Below are 14,294 nucleotides of genomic sequence, written 5' to 3'. Positions count from 1 at the left end.
TTGCGTCGACTTCACTTCCGTTTGTACAACGGCAGCCGTCACATTTTTGCGGTTTTCCTCCGCTTGTGCTTGCTTACGGGGGCCGACATCCCACCTATAGGCGGTGATTTGGCGGGGCAAGGGTTTATTAGAATTTAGTCATGCTAGCGCGATCGAACGAAACGACCAATGCCGAGACGGCTTTGGCGCCAGCGGCGCCAGCCGGCACGCGCGGTGATGCGTTCGACCGCGCGCAGCGGCATTCGCGCCGGGTGCGCGTGCTGAAATTCGCTGTGCCGCTGCTTGCGGCTGGCATCGCCATCGCCTTTCCGGTCTATTCCTATCTTGCCGCCCCGGTGTCGATCTCGGTGCAGGCCGAAGGCAGCGCCTTTGCCGACGGCAAGCTGGTGATGGCCAACCCCAAGCTCAACGGCTTCACCAAGCAAAAGCTGCCCTATTCGCTGACGGCGCTGCGCGCCATCCAGGACGTCGGCAAGCAAGGGATCATCGATCTTGAAGGGATCAACGCCAAATTGCCGTTGACATCGGACAATGTGGCGACCGTCAACGCCACGCGCGGCGTCTACAACCGCGACGGCAACACGATGAGCCTGACCAGCGACATTACGGTGACGACGACCGACGGCATCGAGGCCAAGCTCAAATCGGTCTTCCTCGACATGGGCAAAGGCACTATGAAGACGGATGATCCGGTCGATGTCAGCCGAGGCGGCTCGCGGATCACGGCGGATTCGATGGCGGTCCAGGACAACGGCAAGGTCCTGGTCTTCGAGAGCAAGGTGCGCGTCAACATCGATCCCGCCAGCTTGAAGGCGGCAGAGCAACAGGGCGGAGAATCGAATGCGTCGCAATAGTATGGCACGGCTTTTGAGCGCGGCTTCGGTGCTGCTGCTGCTCGGCGCGTCGCCGTCGCTTGCCCAGTCCGGCACGACCAGCCAGGTCTCGGGCCTCAAGCTTTCCGGCGATCAGCCGATCCAGATCGAGAGCGACAAGCTCGAGGTTCGCCAGGCCGACAGCGTCGCCGTGTTCAGCGGCAATGTCACCGTGACGCAAGGGCCGACCACGCTCAAGGCCGGCAAGATGACGGTCTACTATGTCAAGGATCCCAATGCCGCCAAGGGCGCCGCCGCCGGCGCGTCGGCGATGACCGGCTCGGCCAACATCGACCACCTTGTGGTCGACAACAAGGTCTACATCAAGTCGAACGACCAGATCGCCACCGGCGACAATGGCACGTTCGACATGAAGAGCCAGGTGCTCGTGCTTTCCGGCAAGGAAGTGGTGCTGTCGCAGGGGCCCAACGTGCTCAAGGGCTGCAAGCTCACCGTGCAGATGAAGAGCGGCCTCGCTCAGGTCGACGGCTGTGGCGGGCGCGTCATCATGTCGATGACCCCGCCGCCGAAGTCGGGAGCGCCGAAGCAATAATGGCCGGCGTATCGTCGCTGCTGGCTCGCCTTCCGGGGCGGGCCGCCGGCAAACCAGCGGCGCCGGCTACGGTTTCCGCCGATTCCGCCAAGTTCAAGGGCACCTTGATCGCCAAGGGCCTGACCAAGAGCTACAAGGGCCGCAAGGTCGTCAGCGGCGTGACGCTTGGCGTGCGCGCCGGCGAGGCGGTCGGGCTGCTCGGCCCCAACGGCGCCGGCAAGACGACCTGTTTCTATATGGTGACCGGCCTGGTGCCGGTGGACGAAGGCACGATCGAGATCGACGGCTTCGACGTCACCTCGATGCCGATGTACCGCCGCGCCCGGCTCGGCATCGGCTACCTGCCGCAGGAGGCCTCGATCTTCCGGGGCTTGAGCGTCGAGCAGAACATCCGCGCCGTGCTCGAAGTGGTCGAGAAGAGCCGCAAGGCACGCGAGCGCAGCCTCGACGAGCTGCTCGAGGAATTCCACATCAGCCATCTGCGCAAGGCGCCCTCGCTGTCGCTGTCCGGTGGCGAGAGGCGGCGTCTCGAGATCGCGCGCGCGCTCGCCACGCGCCCGGCCTATATGCTGCTCGACGAGCCTTTCGCCGGCATCGACCCGATCGCGGTGGCCGATATCCAGCAGCTGGTGCGGCACCTGACCGCGCGCGGCATCGGCGTGCTGATCACCGATCACAATGTGCGCGAGACGCTCGGCCTGATCGACCGCGCCTACATCATCCACGCCGGCCAGGTGCTGACGCATGGCCGCGCCGACGAGATCGTCGCCAATGCCGATGTGCGGCGGCTTTATCTCGGCGAGGGTTTTACCCTCTAAACAGGAAATCCAGCTCCCGACGCAATTTTTCGGCGATTTTTGGGATTCTTGTCCGATTTTTGCCTGAAATAACGCTCCGGTAAGCGCGTTTTGCTACCGTTTCCCTTGACAAGCAAAAGCCGGGCCAGTTTGTTTGTCCCGGTCGGAAAAACTCGTTCCGGCATGTCCTGTGCGTAGAGGCGTTTGAAAACCAACCATGGCGCTGGCGGCGAAATTACAGCTACGGCAGTCCCAGTCGCTGGTGATGACGCCGCAACTGATGCAGTCGATCCGGCTGCTGCAGCTCACCCATGTCGAGCTCGAGCGCTTCATTGATGACGAGATCGAGCGCAACCCGCTGCTGGAGCGCGCCGAGCCGCAGGACGACGCGGCGAGCGACCTGGCGCAGAAGAGCGATGCCGCGCCGGAAACCGCCGCCGACGGCGACTGGTTCGAAGCCGAGACCGAATGGAGCGCCGAAGCGATCTCGGACAAGCTCGATTCCTCGCTGGAGAATCTCTTTCCCGACGATCCCGGCACCAGCGAGCGGCTCGGTCCGGATCTCAGCGCGCAATGGAAATCGGCTTCCGGCAGCGGCATGGGCGCGTCCTCGCCCGAAGGTTTCGATGTCGGCGACATGGCCGCCAGCGCGATCACGCTGCGCGAACATGTCGGCGAGCAGATCGCGCTCGCCTTCGCCGACCCGGCGGCGCGGCTGATTGCCGGGGAGCTTGCCGATGGCCTCGATGAAGCCGGCTATCTGCGCGCCGACATGGCCGAGATCGCGGCTCGCCTCGGCGCCAGCGAAGCGGCGGTGGCCAAGGTGCTGGTGATCTGCCAGACGTTCGAACCCGCCGGCCTGTTTGCCCGCGACCTCGCCGAATGCCTGTCGCTGCAGCTTGCCGTGCGCGACCGGCTCGATCCGGCGATGCGGGCGCTGGTCGCCAACCTCGAGCTGCTGGCGCGGCGCGATTTCCAGACGCTGAAGCGGATCTGCGGGGTCGACGAGGAGGATCTGCTCGACATGCTGGCCGAGATCCGGGCCCTCGATCCGCGGCCCGGAATGGCGTTTTCGGGCGGCGCCAGCGACGCCATCGTCGCCGATGTCGAGGTGCGTGCCGCCAACGACGGCAGCTGGGCAGTCGAGCTCAATGCCGAGACGCTGCCGCGCGTCCTGGTCGACAATGTCTATTTCGCCAGGGTTTCGGGCCACGCGAAGGACCAGGCGGAGAAGGACTTCCTGGCCGAGTGCCTGCAGAGCGCCAACTGGCTGACGCGCAGCCTCGACCAGCGGGCCAAGACCATCCTCAAGGTCGCTTCGGAGATCGTTCGCCAGCAGGACGCCTTCCTGGTCCATGGCGTGCGCCACCTCAAGCCGCTCAATCTGCGTACGGTGGCCGATGCCATCGGCATGCACGAATCGACGGTGAGCCGGGTCACGGCCAACAAATACATGCTGACGCCGCGCGGCGTGTTCGAACTGCGCTATTTCTTCACCGCTTCCATCGCCTCGGCGGGCGGCGGCGAGGCGCATTCCTCGGAAGCGGTGCGCGACCGCATCAAGCAATTGATCGATGAGGAAAAGCCTGTCGACGTGCTCTCCGACGACGCCATCGTCGACATGCTGCGGGAAAGCGGCGTCGACATCGCCCGCCGTACAGTCGCCAAATACCGGGAAGGCATGAATATTCCCTCCTCGGTGCAGCGGCGGCGTGAAAAGCGCGCTATCGCCAGCGCCGGGCGCTGACCGCACCGTCAAACGGCCGCGGCGCGGATTTCCACAGTTTTCGAGCTTCATTGACAAGCCGCAATGAAGTGTCTAGAAGCCCGCCCGCATGAGGCGGGCCTGAAACCCGCAAGCGGATGGGTCCGTCACAGCGAAGGCCTCGCGACGGCCAGAAGGCAACTTGTGATCAACCGGAAAGTTCGGATTTAAAATCGGCGCGAGCGCCGCCGCAAAGCTTGTGCGCGCGGACCACGAGTATAAACTCGGGACAGTTTGAAGCCTGAGTAGGGAAGGTCAGTTTTCAGATGAAACTGCGCATTTCGGGAAAACACATGGACATCGGCGATGCGTTCCGTACGCGCATCAACGACCGTGTCGGCGAGGCGATCGGGAAATATTTCGATCGCGGTTTTTCAGGGCATGTCACGGTCATCAAATCGGGGTCGCGCTTTTCGGCCGACTGCATGATCCGGCTCGATTCCGGCGCCTCATTGCAGGCGACGGGCGACGCACAGGACCCCACGCTTGCCTTCGAGGCGGCGGCTGATCGCCTCGAAACCCGCCTGCGGCGCTACAAGCGCCGCCTGAAATCGCACAACTCCGGCAACGGCAATGGCGAGCCAACCGACATCGCCTATACGGTGATGGCGCCTCTCGCCGACGACGACGAGGAGATTCCGGAGAATTTCGCTCCGGCGGTCGTCGCCGAGTCGACCATGACGCTGCGCACCATGTCGGTGGCGTCCGCCGTCATCGAACTCGACACCAAGGACAGCCCGGTCTTCGTGTTCCGCAACGCCGGGAACGAGCATCTCAACATCGTCTACCGCCGGCCGGATGGGAACATCGGCTGGATCGACCCGTCCACGACCAAAGTCGCACAGGGATAGCAGCCAGCCGCGCGAGGGGGCGAGGACTGGCTGCGGCGGGCGAACAAGGGATTTTTCAGGCATGGATCTTAGCGATCTGATCAACGTTCCGGCGATCATGCCGGCGTTGAAGGCGAACTCCAAGAAACAGCTGCTGCAATTGCTGTCTGAGAGGGCGGCGGCGATTTCGGGCATTCCGGAGCGGGAGGTGTTCGACACCATCCTGCAGCGCGAGCGGCTGGGTTCGACCGGAGTCGGCAACGGCATCGCCATTCCGCATGGCAAGCTCGCCGGGGTGAAGCGGATCGCCGGCGTCTTCGCCCGGCTGGAAACGCCGGTCGATTTCGAGGCGCTGGACGACCAGCCGGTCGACCTGGTGTTCCTGCTGCTTGCACCGGAGGGTGCTGGCGCCGACCATCTCAAGGCGTTGTCGCGCATCGCGCGCGTGCTGCGCGACGCCGACACCGTGGCCAAGATCAGGGGTACGCGCGATGCGGTGGCGATCCACGCGCTGTTGTCGGACACGCAGGCCTCGCACGCGGCCTGAAGCTCTTTTCGGGATTAAAACCTTCGGAGGGCCGCCAAAAGCGACCCTTTCCATTTGGACCCTGACAGACCGCCGTCAGTGAATGGCGACGGTGGTCAGGTCGTTCTCCAGCGCGCCAGCCAGCGCCCGGTCGCGGGCGTCGGACAGCAGGATCGGCTGGCCATTGGCCGCAAACAGCGCCCACAGCTCCATGCCGGGCGCGATTTCGTCGAGGCCGGGGAAGCGGCCGCGCAAATCGTCGCTCGAGACTTTCCGGAGATAGGCGACCGAGCCTTCGCCGAGATGGGCGAATTCGCCGCTGGTCATGGTCGAGGTTTCGTCGGTTCTGGTCATTTCAAGCCTCCTTGACGCGAGGACGCCGTCCAAGGCCGCCCCGCATGAGAGCCATTAGAGCGCCGTGCGTCCAGTTGGACGCACAAAGGACGCTCTAACTTCAAGTCTGCTGCATCGTGCTTTCGGAAAATCGATTCCGATTTTCCGGCCGATGCAGCGGTAAAGATCAGTCTTTCACCGATATGTTTATTTTCCGTACCAGCCGCTCGACCTCCGGCCGATCGAGATCGATCGACAACAGGCCGTTCTTCAGCTCCGCCGCGATCACCCGCATGCCGTCGGCCAGCACGAAACAGCGCTGGAACTGGCGCGCGGCAATGCCGCGGTGAAGGAATTCGCGCTCGGTATCGTCGGTCTGACGGCCGCGCACGATCAACTGGTTCTCCTCCGTCGTGACATCGAGGTCGCTTTCGGCGAAGCCGGCGACGGCGAGCGTGATGCGCAGCCTTTCGGCCATGCCGTCGGCGCCGCTGAGGCGCTCGATGTTGTAAGGAGGATAGCTGTCACCGGACTTCGCCAGACGCTCGAGCGTCTTTTCCATGGTGTCGAAGCCCAGGAGAAGCGGGCTCGAAAAGGGCGTCATTCGGCTCATGTTACAGTGTCCTCTGGAGAGCGACATAAACTGGAAAAACCCGGATGGCATTTTTCCCGATTGTCTTGATATGGTCCGCCGCGCGGACAAGTTCAAGCCATCACAAACCCCGCCCCAAAACCCCGCCCAAAAAGACTCCCAGAAGGAATTGAAATGCCGCAGTCACGCAAGATCATCATCGACACGGATCCCGGCCAGGACGATGCCGTCGCCATTTTGCTGGCGCTCGGCAGCGCCGAGCTGGAGATCGTCGGCATCACCGCCGTTGCCGGCAACGTGCCGCTGAATCTGACCGAGAAGAACGCCCGCAAGATCTGCGAGCTGGCCGGCCGGCCCGATATCAAGGTCTATGCCGGCGCCATCCGGCCGCTGGCGCGCCAGCTCGTCACCGCCGAGGAAGTGCATGGCAAGACCGGCCTCAACGGCCCGCAACTGCCCGATCCGACGATGCCGCTGCAGGATCAGTACGCCGTCGATTTCATCGTCGAGACGCTGATGAGCGAAGACAGCGGCACGATCACGCTCTGCCCGCTCGGACCGCTCACCAACATCGCGCTGGCGCTGATCCGCGAGCCGCGGATCGCGCCGCGCATCAAGGAAATCGTGCTGATGGGCGGCGGTTTCTTCGAGGGCGGCAACGTCACCCCGACCGCCGAATTCAACATCTATGTCGACCCGCACGCCGCCGACGTCGTCTTCAAATCCGGCGTTCCGATCGTGATGATGCCGCTCGACGTCACCCACAAGGCATTGACCACGGCCAAGCGCACGCAGGCTTTCCGCGACCTCGGCACCAGGGTGGGCATCGCCACGTCGGAGATGCTGGAGTTCTTCGAGCGTTTCGACGAGGAGAAGTACGGCACCGATGGCGGGCCGCTGCACGATCCGTGCGTGATCGCCTATCTCATCAAGCCCGAGCTGTTCAAGGGCCGCAATTGCAATGTCAGCGTCGAGACCTCTTCCGAGCTCACCATGGGCATGACGGTGATCGACTGGTGGGGCGTGACCAAGCGGGAAACGAACGCCATGGTGATGCGCGACATCGACCATGACGCGTTTTTCGCGCTGCTGGTCGAGAGGCTGGGGCGGCTCTGAAAGCTTCCTTCTCCCCGTTTAGGTGGATGAGGGGCGGCGCGAATGTCGGTGTTTTGCCAGCAATCCTGGCGCTGCCCTTCACCCGATCGCTTGGCGACCACCCTCTCCCCGTAAACGGGGCGAGGGAAGGTAGGCGCTACTTCGCCTTCGAGAACGCCAGCCAGAGGCCGCCGCCGACCAGGAAGCTGCCGCTGATGCGGGACATCAGCTTGATGCGGCTGGCCGACAGCAGCCGGCCGGCGCGGCCGGCGGCAAGCGCGTAGGTGGAATCCGACATCGCGGCGAAGACCATCGCGGTGAGACCCATCACCACGATCTGCAGCGTGTAGTTGCCCTGGGGCGCGATGAACTGCGGGAAGAAGGCGCCGAAGAACACCAGCGTCTTCGGATTGCTGATCGCCACCAGGAAACCCTGTAGGAAGAAGCCGCCGCGCGGCTTCCTGGCCGAGCCGTCGGGGTTCAGCGTGCCTTTCGAACGGAACATCTGCACGCCCATCCAGATCAGATAGGCGGCGCCGATCAGCCTGACCCATTCGAACCAGTGCCCCATGCCGGCGATCAGCGTGTTGAGGCCGATGCCGACGATGGCGATCATGATGGCGAGGCCGGCCTGGGTGCCGGCGACATTGGCAAGGCCGGCACGCGAGCCGTGGCGGATGCTGTTGGCGATGATCAGCGTGACGGTCGGGCCGGGCACCAGGACGATGACGATGCAGGCGACGACGTAGGTGGCGTAGAGTTCCAGCGACATGGTCTTCCCTCAAGCAGGATGGCGCCGATCCGGCGGCGGCCGAACGCGATCAATGCACGGCGCCGAGGCCGGCGCAAGCGCCAGCCTGCCGCCACAGGCGGTCCTCAGCTTGCCCCTGCCTGCCAGGGCAAGGTCGCCTCGTAGGCCGCGCCGGCCCGTAGCACAGCGAGGTCACAGCGTGGCGTCCCGATCAGTTGCATGCCCATCGGCCGGCCCTTGCCGTCGAAGCCAACGGGTACGTTGAGCGCCGGACAGCCGCCGAGCGTGGCGAAGGCGGAGACCTGCATCCAGCGATGGTAGCTGTCCATGGCGTGCCCGGCCACTTCGCGCGGCCAGCGGGTGGCGACCTCGAAGGGAAAGACCTGCGCGGTGGGCAGCGCGACGAGGTCGAAGCGATCGAAGATCGACAGCAGCGTCCGGTGCCAGGACGAGCGCCGTACCGTGGCGGCATGGATCTCGGGCGCGGTGAGGCGCATCGCCTGCTCCACTTCCCACACGGCCTCCGGCTTCAGCAGTTTGCGCCTGGCCGGATCGTCGTAGTGGACCTTGAGCGCGCAGCCGCTGCTCGCCTGGCGCAGCGTGACGAAGGCCTGCCACAGCGCCTCGAAATCGACATCCGGCACCAGCGCTTCGCTGTGGAACGACGCGTCGGCGAAGCGGACGAGCGCGGCCTGGCAAAGGTCGAGGATGCCAGGCTCCATCGGCAGATGGTCGCCGAGATCGCCGAGCCAGGCAATGCGGCCGCCAGTCGCCTTCGTCGACAATCCGTCGAGGAAGGAACCCGGCTTGTCGTGCGACAGTGGGGCGCGCGGATGATGGCCGGCCTGTTCGTCGAGCAGCAGGGCGATGTCGCGGACGCTGCGGCCCATTGGCCCTTCGACGCCCATCTGGGCATGGAAGACATCGATGTCCGGCCCGGCCGGGACCAGTCCCTGCGAAGGGCGGAAGCCGTAGACGTTGTTGTAGGCGGCAGGGTTGCGCAACGAGCCGCCGAAGTCGCTGCCGTCGGCGACCGGCAGCATGTCGAGCGCCAGCGCCACCGCAGCGCCGCCGCTCGAGCCGCCGGCGGTGAGAAGCGGATCGAAGGCGTTGAGCGTCGGGCCGAACACGCTGTTGTAGGTGTTGGAGCCAAGTCCGAATTCGGGAACGTTGGTCTTGCCGATGATGATGGCGCCCGCCTTGCGGACGCGCTCGACGAAGAAATCGTCCTCGCCGGGGACAAAGTCGGCGAAGATCGGCGAGCCGAAAGTGGTCCTCAGGCCCTTGGTCAGCGCCAGGTCCTTGATAGCAATGGGCAGACCGAACAGCGATCCCGCCTTGCCGGCGAGGGCCAGATGGGCGTCGGCCCTGTCGGCATCGGCGAGGATATCGGCGCGGTCGCGCAGCGACACGATGGCATTGACCAGCGGGTTCACCGCCTCGATGCGGTCGAGGAAGGCGGTGACCACCTCGCGCACCGACAGGCGGCGCTCACGGACTGCGCCGGCCAGCTCCACGGCGGACAGCCGGCAGATATCGCCCGCGGGCGGGACGGCATGTCTGGTCGCCGGACGCATGGCCGTCACCCGGCGGCCGACAAGGCGGCGTCGACGTCCTTCGCCAGCGGTATCGCCGGCTGGGCGCCGGGCTTCAGGCAAGCGAGCGAGCCGGCGGCGGCGGCGCGGACGAGCGCCTGTTCGAGTGGCAGGCCCGACGACAGGCCGGCACCGAAATAGCCGCAAAACGTGTCGCCGGCGCCGACCGTATCGACCGGAGTGATCTTCAACGCCGGCACGGTCAGGAAGGTGTCGGGCGTCGCGGCGAGCACGCCGTCGCCACCGAGGGTGACGACAATGGCGCGTCCGGTCTTGCCGGCATAGTCGCGCATCCGCGCCGGGCGGTCGCGGCCGCTGAGCGACAGCGCCTCGCCGTAGAGATCGAATTCGGTCTCGTTGGCGACGGCATAGTCGGCCTTGCCCAGAAGCTCGGACGCCTCGGGGCGGAACGGCGCGGTGTTGAGCACGCTGACGGCGCCGGCCGCCCGCGCCGCCTCCAGCGCGGCGTCAACGGTCTGCAAGGGGATCTCGTGCTGCAGCAGCACGACGTCGCCCTTCTTGAGCTGTGCCTTGGCGATATCGCCTGGCAGCACCGAATCATTGGCGCCCGGGACCACGGCGATGACGTTTTCGCCGTCGGCGCCGACCAGGATCAGCGCCGTGCCGGTCGAGGCGAAGCTCTCGCCTATGCCGGAGAGATCGACCTTGCCAGTGAGCAAAGCCAGCGCCTCGGCGGCGAAGCTATCCTTGCCGACGGCGCCGACCATCCTCACCTTGGCGCCGGCGCGCGCGGCGGCCAGCGCCTGGTTGGCACCCTTGCCGCCGGGCGCGGTGGCGAAAGCGGAACCGCGCACCGTCTCGCCAGGCGCTGGCAAGCGGTCGACATTGGCGATGAGGTCGAGGTTGATCGAGCCGACTACGATAATCAAGAAGTGCCTCCTGCTTAATGGGCGGGAAGCTAGCCCGTAAGAGTGCCGGTTGCCAGCCCATTGAGCAGTTCCGCGCGAGCCGCCACGCTTTCATTCGCAGCGCACGGTGACCGTGCCCTGGTAGCTGCCGGCGGGAAAGATGCCCGGCGATTTGGTGGCGGTGAGGTCGACCTGCATGGTGTGGGTGCCGTTGATTACACGCTGCGGCGAACTGCCGGGAATATCCGTGCCCGAGCCGTCGAGACGGAAGACCGTGGCGAAAGTGACGTTGGTGTCGCCACCGCTTGGAGCGGAGGTGAAGGCGATCGGCGCCGGCGCCGAAACAGAAAAGCAGTCGATCAGGTTGAGGATCGTGCACAGCAGCGAGCTTGCGGTGATGGTGGCGCCGGCGCTCGACCCGCCCGCCTGCTTGGAGCCGAAGATGTTGATGGCGGGATTCGGCTTCATCGTTCCGGAGGCGCCGATCACAATCGTGCAGGTGCCAACGACCGCCGCCTGGGTCGGAAGGCAGAGGCCGGCAAGTGCTGCCATCGCCAGCAGGGCGCGGCTATTTCTTCTTCCTTTTCCTGCCATCGCCGTTTGTCCCTCTGATGCTCCAGCCTTCGTTGGCCCATCCGGCCGATGCGGCCGCGGGAGCGCGAGCGGCCGTCGGAGGGGCGGCAGGCACGCTTGCCGTCGTCTGGCCGTCGGTGCCGAGGCCCATCTTGAGCAGCTTAAGCTCCAGTTGCAGGCGCTCGACCTCGAGCTCGTAGAGGCGGCTACAATCGACGCGCTTCGGCGTCCGCCCGATCGGCACCACCACGCGGCCATAGGTGGCGAGGTCGCTGTTCGACTGGCTGCTGTTGTTGCCTCTGATGACGCCGACATCGAGATAGGCGCCGCTGCCGGAAACCGAAGAGCGGCAGGTGGTGCCGTCGGAAGCGTGAACCTCGTCCTGGCCCTGGGGCAGAGTGACGCCGGGCAGGGTGAAGCCCGTCTGGTTCTGGTTCAGGTTCAGTATGTCCTCGGCAAACCCCTGACTCACGACCGCCAAGGCGGGCAGCAAGGCAAGGGTCAGGACCTGCGATGTCCGAAGAACTTTCCGCATATCTGTGCCCTTATCTGCGTCTGCTCGCTTGGAAAGGGGATACTCTCGGTACAGATACGCACTTTACGCTCGGTTGCGCCGTCGAACGGCACGACCACCAGGACCGGACGCGATGCCTGGCCGGCCAAAAGGAAGGCGCTCGGCGTGATCCTGGCGGCGACCGGCTGGAAATCCTGGTCGTAGACATGAACCTCGACGCGAATGCGCTGGTCATACGGGTTGCCCGGGAAGACCCGGACGGCGAAGGCATCGGTGAACGACCTCACCTCGCCGCGCATCGGCGTCATCGACTGGCCCGTCGCGGCGATGGGAGACAGCACGGCGGCCAACGCCGCCGCCAGAGTTCCAATCTTTCTCAAAGATCGCTCCTTTCGCGAGAGGCTATTCGCAGCGCAATGTCACGGTCGCCTGGTAGTTGCCGGCGGAGAAGCGGTTTGAGCCGCCCTTGGTGCCAGCAAGGTTGACGGCGACCGTCGATGTGCCGGGTACCGTCAGCGCGGTCGCCGTTCCGGTTTCGGCAATCGTCTGCGCGCCGGAGGTGGCGAAGGTCGGGGTCCATGTGGTGGCCGTGACATCCGAGGCCGGCACGGTGGTGGTCGTAACCGGGTCGACGCTGAGCGTGACGCCGCCCGTGGTGTCGACCTGGGCGCTGCCGGCTGAACCGCCGGCATTGTGGGAGCTCAGCGACTGAAGGTTGGTGCTGACGGTCATCGTGCCGTTGGAATTGATCGTGATCGTGCAGGTCGCGGTGATCGTGCCGTTGAACAACACGTTTCCGGTGGCGGCCGATGCGGTCTGGTCGATACAGGCGACCAGCAGTGCCGCACCGATGACGGCGCGAAAGAACTTCATCGAGACCCTCCTATCAAGCCGGCTGGTCCGACTTAATGCAAAGGTATCTTCGCTTTGTCGTGGTTAATTTAGGGTAAACTTAAGGGGCGTGACTTGCCTGCAAAGAGAAAAACCGGCGAAACCACAGGTTGTCGCCGGTTGTATCGCTTACTGTTGCAGGACAATAAGTGTAAGAATACTTGCTTATACTTCGATCTGCGGTTTTGTGCAACAATCACCGAAAAAATCGATGTTTCAAGACCCGACCTGTCCCGCCTCCCAGCCGAGGATGGCGCGCTTGCGCGTCAGGCCCCAGTGATAGCCAGTCAACGCCCCGGATTTGCCGAGCGCGCGATGGCAGGGCACGACGAAGGACATCGGATTGGCGCCGACAGCCGCGCCAACCGCGCGGCTCGCGCTCGGCGCGCCGATGCTGGCGGCGATCGAGGAGTAGGTGCAGGCCTTGCCCATCGGAATGCGCAGCAGGGCTTCCCAGACACGCAGCTGGAAGTCGGTGCCGATCATCACCACGCGCAGCGGCTGGTCGGCGCGCCACAGCCTCGGATCGAAGATGCGCGCGGCATAGGGCGCGGTGGCGCTCATGTCCTCGACATAAGTCGCGTTCGGCCAGCGCCCCGACATGTCGGCGAAGGCCGCCCGCTCGCCGCCGGCATCATTGAAGGCAAGGCCGGCAAGGCCGCGGTCGGTGACCATGATCAGCGCGATGCCGAAGGGCGAGATGTGATAGCCGTAGCGGATGGTGAGGCCGGCGCCGCGCGTCTTATAGTCGCCCGGCGACATCGCCTCATGGGTAACGAAGAGGTCGTGCAGCCGGCCGGGGCCGGACATGCCGAGCTCGAACGACGTCTCGAGCAGCGGCATGCCGGAATCAAGCAGCCGGCGCGCGTGGTCGAGCGTGACCGCCTGCAGGAAGGCCTTGGGCGACAGGCCGGCCCAGCGGGTGAACAGCTTCTGCAACCCGGTCGGCGTCTCGCCGACCTCCTCGGCCAGAACCTCGAGCGAGGGCTGGTCGCGATAGTCGAGGCTGATCTTCTCGATGGCGCGGCGCACGACCTCGTAATCGCTGCCTTCGGGGGTGATGTCGTTCTGAAGGATCGCGGTCGGTTTCATCTGCGCATTCATGGTCATCTGGGCGTTCATGGCAATATCTCCTTGAGCGCGAATATCGTTGTTCCCGCCCTCTGCCACCACCCGAAACTTGCCTTCCAGCAACCGGCGCCCAGATAGAACTGGCTCAGTGAAAGGAAAGCCCATGGCCGGCGAGAAAGTCCATCTCACCCGGGAAAAGGAAACCCTGCTCATCACCGTCTACGGCAAGGCGCTGGAAAGCCGGAGGCCGGATTCGCTGTTGCAAGATCGCTTCGCGGATGAGGCCGTTCGCCGAATCGACTATGACTTCGCGAGGCTTAAGGTCGACGACAATCTCGCCGTCAGCCTGGCAATCCGGGCGAAGGCGCTGGACGACTGGACGTCGGCCTTCCTGGCCATGCACCCCAACGCCATCGTGCTGCATCTCGGCTGCGGGCTCGACACACGGGTGTTCCGCATCGATCCGCCGCCAGGCGTCGACTGGTTCGACGTAGACTATCCCAAGGTCATCGAGCTCAGGCGCAAGCTTTTTCCGCCGCGCGACCACACCCATTTGATCGCTTCGTCGGTTACCGAGCCCGGCTGGCTCGATGCTGTGCCGGGCAATCGGCCGGCAATGATCGTTGCGGAGGGGCTCACGCCCTATCTCGCCGCCGACGAGGGTCCA

Annotated in this window: 17 protein-coding genes and 1 pseudogene; 8 read left to right on the top strand and 10 right to left on the bottom strand. The window is 64.9% G+C overall.

Annotated elements, in window-relative coordinates; genetic code table 11:
- The first annotated feature begins 140 nt into the window (after nt 1-140).
- From lptC to ptsN, 6 genes are all read left to right on the top strand, one after another.
- Complete coding sequence (gene lptC, locus EN846_RS08860; protein ID WP_127282411.1) at nt 141-854, top strand: LPS export ABC transporter periplasmic protein LptC; 714 nt, start codon at nt 141-143, stop codon at nt 852-854.
- Nucleotides 841-1,425: an LptA/OstA family protein gene (locus EN846_RS08855; protein WP_127282412.1), complete on the top strand. Its 585-nt coding sequence runs from the start codon at nt 841-843 to the stop codon at nt 1,423-1,425. Before lptC ends, EN846_RS08855 begins: the two co-directional genes overlap by 14 nt.
- Nucleotides 1,425-2,243: an LPS export ABC transporter ATP-binding protein gene (gene lptB, locus EN846_RS08850; RefSeq protein ID WP_127309347.1), complete on the top strand. Its 819-nt coding sequence runs from the start codon at nt 1,425-1,427 to the stop codon at nt 2,241-2,243. Before EN846_RS08855 ends, lptB begins: the two co-directional genes overlap by 1 nt.
- A gap of 196 nt (nt 2,244-2,439) precedes the next feature.
- Nucleotides 2,440-3,969 carry an RNA polymerase factor sigma-54 gene (gene rpoN, locus EN846_RS08845; protein ID WP_135860064.1) on the top strand — a complete coding sequence of 510 codons (1,530 nt, stop codon included), beginning with the start codon at nt 2,440-2,442 and terminating at the stop codon, nt 3,967-3,969.
- A 284-nt stretch (nt 3,970-4,253) separates the two neighbouring features.
- On the top strand, nt 4,254-4,838 hold the full coding sequence (gene raiA / locus EN846_RS08840; RefSeq protein WP_127286970.1) for a ribosome-associated translation inhibitor RaiA: 585 nt from the start codon (nt 4,254-4,256) through the stop codon (nt 4,836-4,838).
- Between the two features lie 61 nt (nt 4,839-4,899).
- Nucleotides 4,900-5,364: a PTS IIA-like nitrogen regulatory protein PtsN gene (gene ptsN, locus EN846_RS08835; protein ID WP_006200387.1), complete on the top strand. Its 465-nt coding sequence runs from the start codon at nt 4,900-4,902 to the stop codon at nt 5,362-5,364.
- Nucleotides 5,365-5,439: 75 nt separating this feature from the next.
- Here ptsN and EN846_RS08830 read toward each other — a convergent pair whose 3' ends face one another.
- Both EN846_RS08830 and EN846_RS08825 read right to left on the bottom strand, forming a co-directional pair.
- The gene (locus tag EN846_RS08830; RefSeq protein ID WP_127286971.1) at nt 5,440-5,697 is read right to left on the bottom strand and encodes a DUF1150 family protein; all 258 of its coding nucleotides are present in this window, start codon (nt 5,695-5,697) and stop codon (nt 5,440-5,442) included.
- A 166-nt stretch (nt 5,698-5,863) separates the two neighbouring features.
- Nucleotides 5,864-6,289, bottom strand: coding sequence for an Hsp20 family protein (locus tag EN846_RS08825; protein WP_126058304.1), 426 nt, complete (start codon nt 6,287-6,289; stop codon nt 5,864-5,866).
- Between the two features lie 153 nt (nt 6,290-6,442).
- On the opposite strand from EN846_RS08825, the gene EN846_RS08820 reads away from it, so the two are divergent.
- Complete coding sequence (locus tag EN846_RS08820; RefSeq protein WP_127392277.1) at nt 6,443-7,384, top strand: nucleoside hydrolase; 942 nt, start codon at nt 6,443-6,445, stop codon at nt 7,382-7,384.
- Between the two features lie 136 nt (nt 7,385-7,520).
- Here EN846_RS08820 and EN846_RS08815 read toward each other — a convergent pair whose 3' ends face one another.
- The 8 genes from EN846_RS08815 to EN846_RS08780 form a co-directional block, all read right to left on the bottom strand.
- Nucleotides 7,521-8,135 (bottom strand): LysE family translocator, encoded by a 615-nt coding sequence (locus tag EN846_RS08815; protein ID WP_127392278.1) that lies wholly within the window; start codon nt 8,133-8,135, stop codon nt 7,521-7,523.
- Between the two features lie 104 nt (nt 8,136-8,239).
- Complete coding sequence (locus tag EN846_RS08810; protein WP_127392279.1) at nt 8,240-9,691, bottom strand: amidase; 1,452 nt, start codon at nt 9,689-9,691, stop codon at nt 8,240-8,242.
- 5 nt (nt 9,692-9,696) lie between these two features.
- Nucleotides 9,697-10,599 carry a ribokinase gene (locus EN846_RS08805; RefSeq protein ID WP_127286386.1) on the bottom strand — a complete coding sequence of 301 codons (903 nt, stop codon included), beginning with the start codon at nt 10,597-10,599 and terminating at the stop codon, nt 9,697-9,699.
- A gap of 90 nt (nt 10,600-10,689) precedes the next feature.
- Nucleotides 10,690-11,172 (bottom strand): hypothetical protein, encoded by a 483-nt coding sequence (locus tag EN846_RS08800; protein WP_127392280.1) that lies wholly within the window; start codon nt 11,170-11,172, stop codon nt 10,690-10,692.
- Nucleotides 11,147-11,686 carry a hypothetical protein gene (locus tag EN846_RS08795; RefSeq protein WP_127392281.1) on the bottom strand — a complete coding sequence of 180 codons (540 nt, stop codon included), beginning with the start codon at nt 11,684-11,686 and terminating at the stop codon, nt 11,147-11,149. Before EN846_RS08795 ends, EN846_RS08800 begins: the two co-directional genes overlap by 26 nt.
- Complete coding sequence (locus tag EN846_RS08790) at nt 11,653-11,973, bottom strand: hypothetical protein (RefSeq protein WP_245478317.1); 321 nt, start codon at nt 11,971-11,973, stop codon at nt 11,653-11,655. Before EN846_RS08790 ends, EN846_RS08795 begins: the two co-directional genes overlap by 34 nt.
- Before the next feature lie 94 nt (nt 11,974-12,067).
- Nucleotides 12,068-12,538: a hypothetical protein gene (locus EN846_RS08785; protein ID WP_127286382.1), complete on the bottom strand. Its 471-nt coding sequence runs from the start codon at nt 12,536-12,538 to the stop codon at nt 12,068-12,070.
- Between the two features lie 234 nt (nt 12,539-12,772).
- Nucleotides 12,773-13,660 carry a methylated-DNA--[protein]-cysteine S-methyltransferase gene (locus tag EN846_RS08780; protein ID WP_127286387.1) on the bottom strand — a complete coding sequence of 296 codons (888 nt, stop codon included), beginning with the start codon at nt 13,658-13,660 and terminating at the stop codon, nt 12,773-12,775.
- A gap of 130 nt (nt 13,661-13,790) precedes the next feature.
- On the opposite strand from EN846_RS08780, the pseudogene EN846_RS35795 reads away from it, so the two are divergent.
- Nucleotides 13,791-14,249 (top strand): annotated as a pseudogene (locus EN846_RS35795) (class I SAM-dependent methyltransferase); the annotation flags it as partial.
- Nucleotides 14,250-14,294: the final 45 nt, after the last annotated feature.

Source organism: Mesorhizobium sp. M4B.F.Ca.ET.203.01.1.1 (genome assembly GCF_004791025.1).
In the GTDB taxonomy this organism is placed as follows: Bacteria; Pseudomonadota; Alphaproteobacteria; order Rhizobiales; family Rhizobiaceae; genus Mesorhizobium; species Mesorhizobium abyssinicae.
Note: the sequence above shows the minus strand (reverse complement) of the source record. Positions and strands in the feature narration are given on the sequence as shown.

Coding starts and splice junctions, on each gene's coding strand:
- EN846_RS08825 (WP_126058304.1), bottom strand. CDS start 6,289: ATGAGCCGAATGACGCCCTTTTCGAGCCCGCTTCTCCTGGGCTTCGAC.
- EN846_RS08780 (WP_127286387.1), bottom strand. CDS start 13,660: ATGAATGCGCAGATGAAACCGACCGCGATCCTTCAGAACGACATCACC.
- ptsN (WP_006200387.1), top strand. CDS start 4,900: ATGGATCTTAGCGATCTGATCAACGTTCCGGCGATCATGCCGGCGTTG.
- EN846_RS08830 (WP_127286971.1), bottom strand. CDS start 5,697: ATGACCAGAACCGACGAAACCTCGACCATGACCAGCGGCGAATTCGCC.
- EN846_RS08800 (WP_127392280.1), bottom strand. CDS start 11,172: ATGGCAGGAAAAGGAAGAAGAAATAGCCGCGCCCTGCTGGCGATGGCA.
- EN846_RS08815 (WP_127392278.1), bottom strand. CDS start 8,135: ATGTCGCTGGAACTCTACGCCACCTACGTCGTCGCCTGCATCGTCATC.
- lptB (WP_127309347.1), top strand. CDS start 1,425: ATGGCCGGCGTATCGTCGCTGCTGGCTCGCCTTCCGGGGCGGGCCGCC.
- rpoN (WP_135860064.1), top strand. CDS start 2,440: ATGGCGCTGGCGGCGAAATTACAGCTACGGCAGTCCCAGTCGCTGGTG.
- EN846_RS08855 (WP_127282412.1), top strand. CDS start 841: ATGCGTCGCAATAGTATGGCACGGCTTTTGAGCGCGGCTTCGGTGCTG.
- EN846_RS08820 (WP_127392277.1), top strand. CDS start 6,443: ATGCCGCAGTCACGCAAGATCATCATCGACACGGATCCCGGCCAGGAC.
- raiA (WP_127286970.1), top strand. CDS start 4,254: ATGAAACTGCGCATTTCGGGAAAACACATGGACATCGGCGATGCGTTC.
- EN846_RS08785 (WP_127286382.1), bottom strand. CDS start 12,538: ATGAAGTTCTTTCGCGCCGTCATCGGTGCGGCACTGCTGGTCGCCTGT.
- EN846_RS08795 (WP_127392281.1), bottom strand. CDS start 11,686: ATGCGGAAAGTTCTTCGGACATCGCAGGTCCTGACCCTTGCCTTGCTG.
- EN846_RS08810 (WP_127392279.1), bottom strand. CDS start 9,691: ATGCGTCCGGCGACCAGACATGCCGTCCCGCCCGCGGGCGATATCTGC.
- lptC (WP_127282411.1), top strand. CDS start 141: ATGCTAGCGCGATCGAACGAAACGACCAATGCCGAGACGGCTTTGGCG.
- EN846_RS08790 (WP_245478317.1), bottom strand. CDS start 11,973: ATGACGCCGATGCGCGGCGAGGTGAGGTCGTTCACCGATGCCTTCGCC.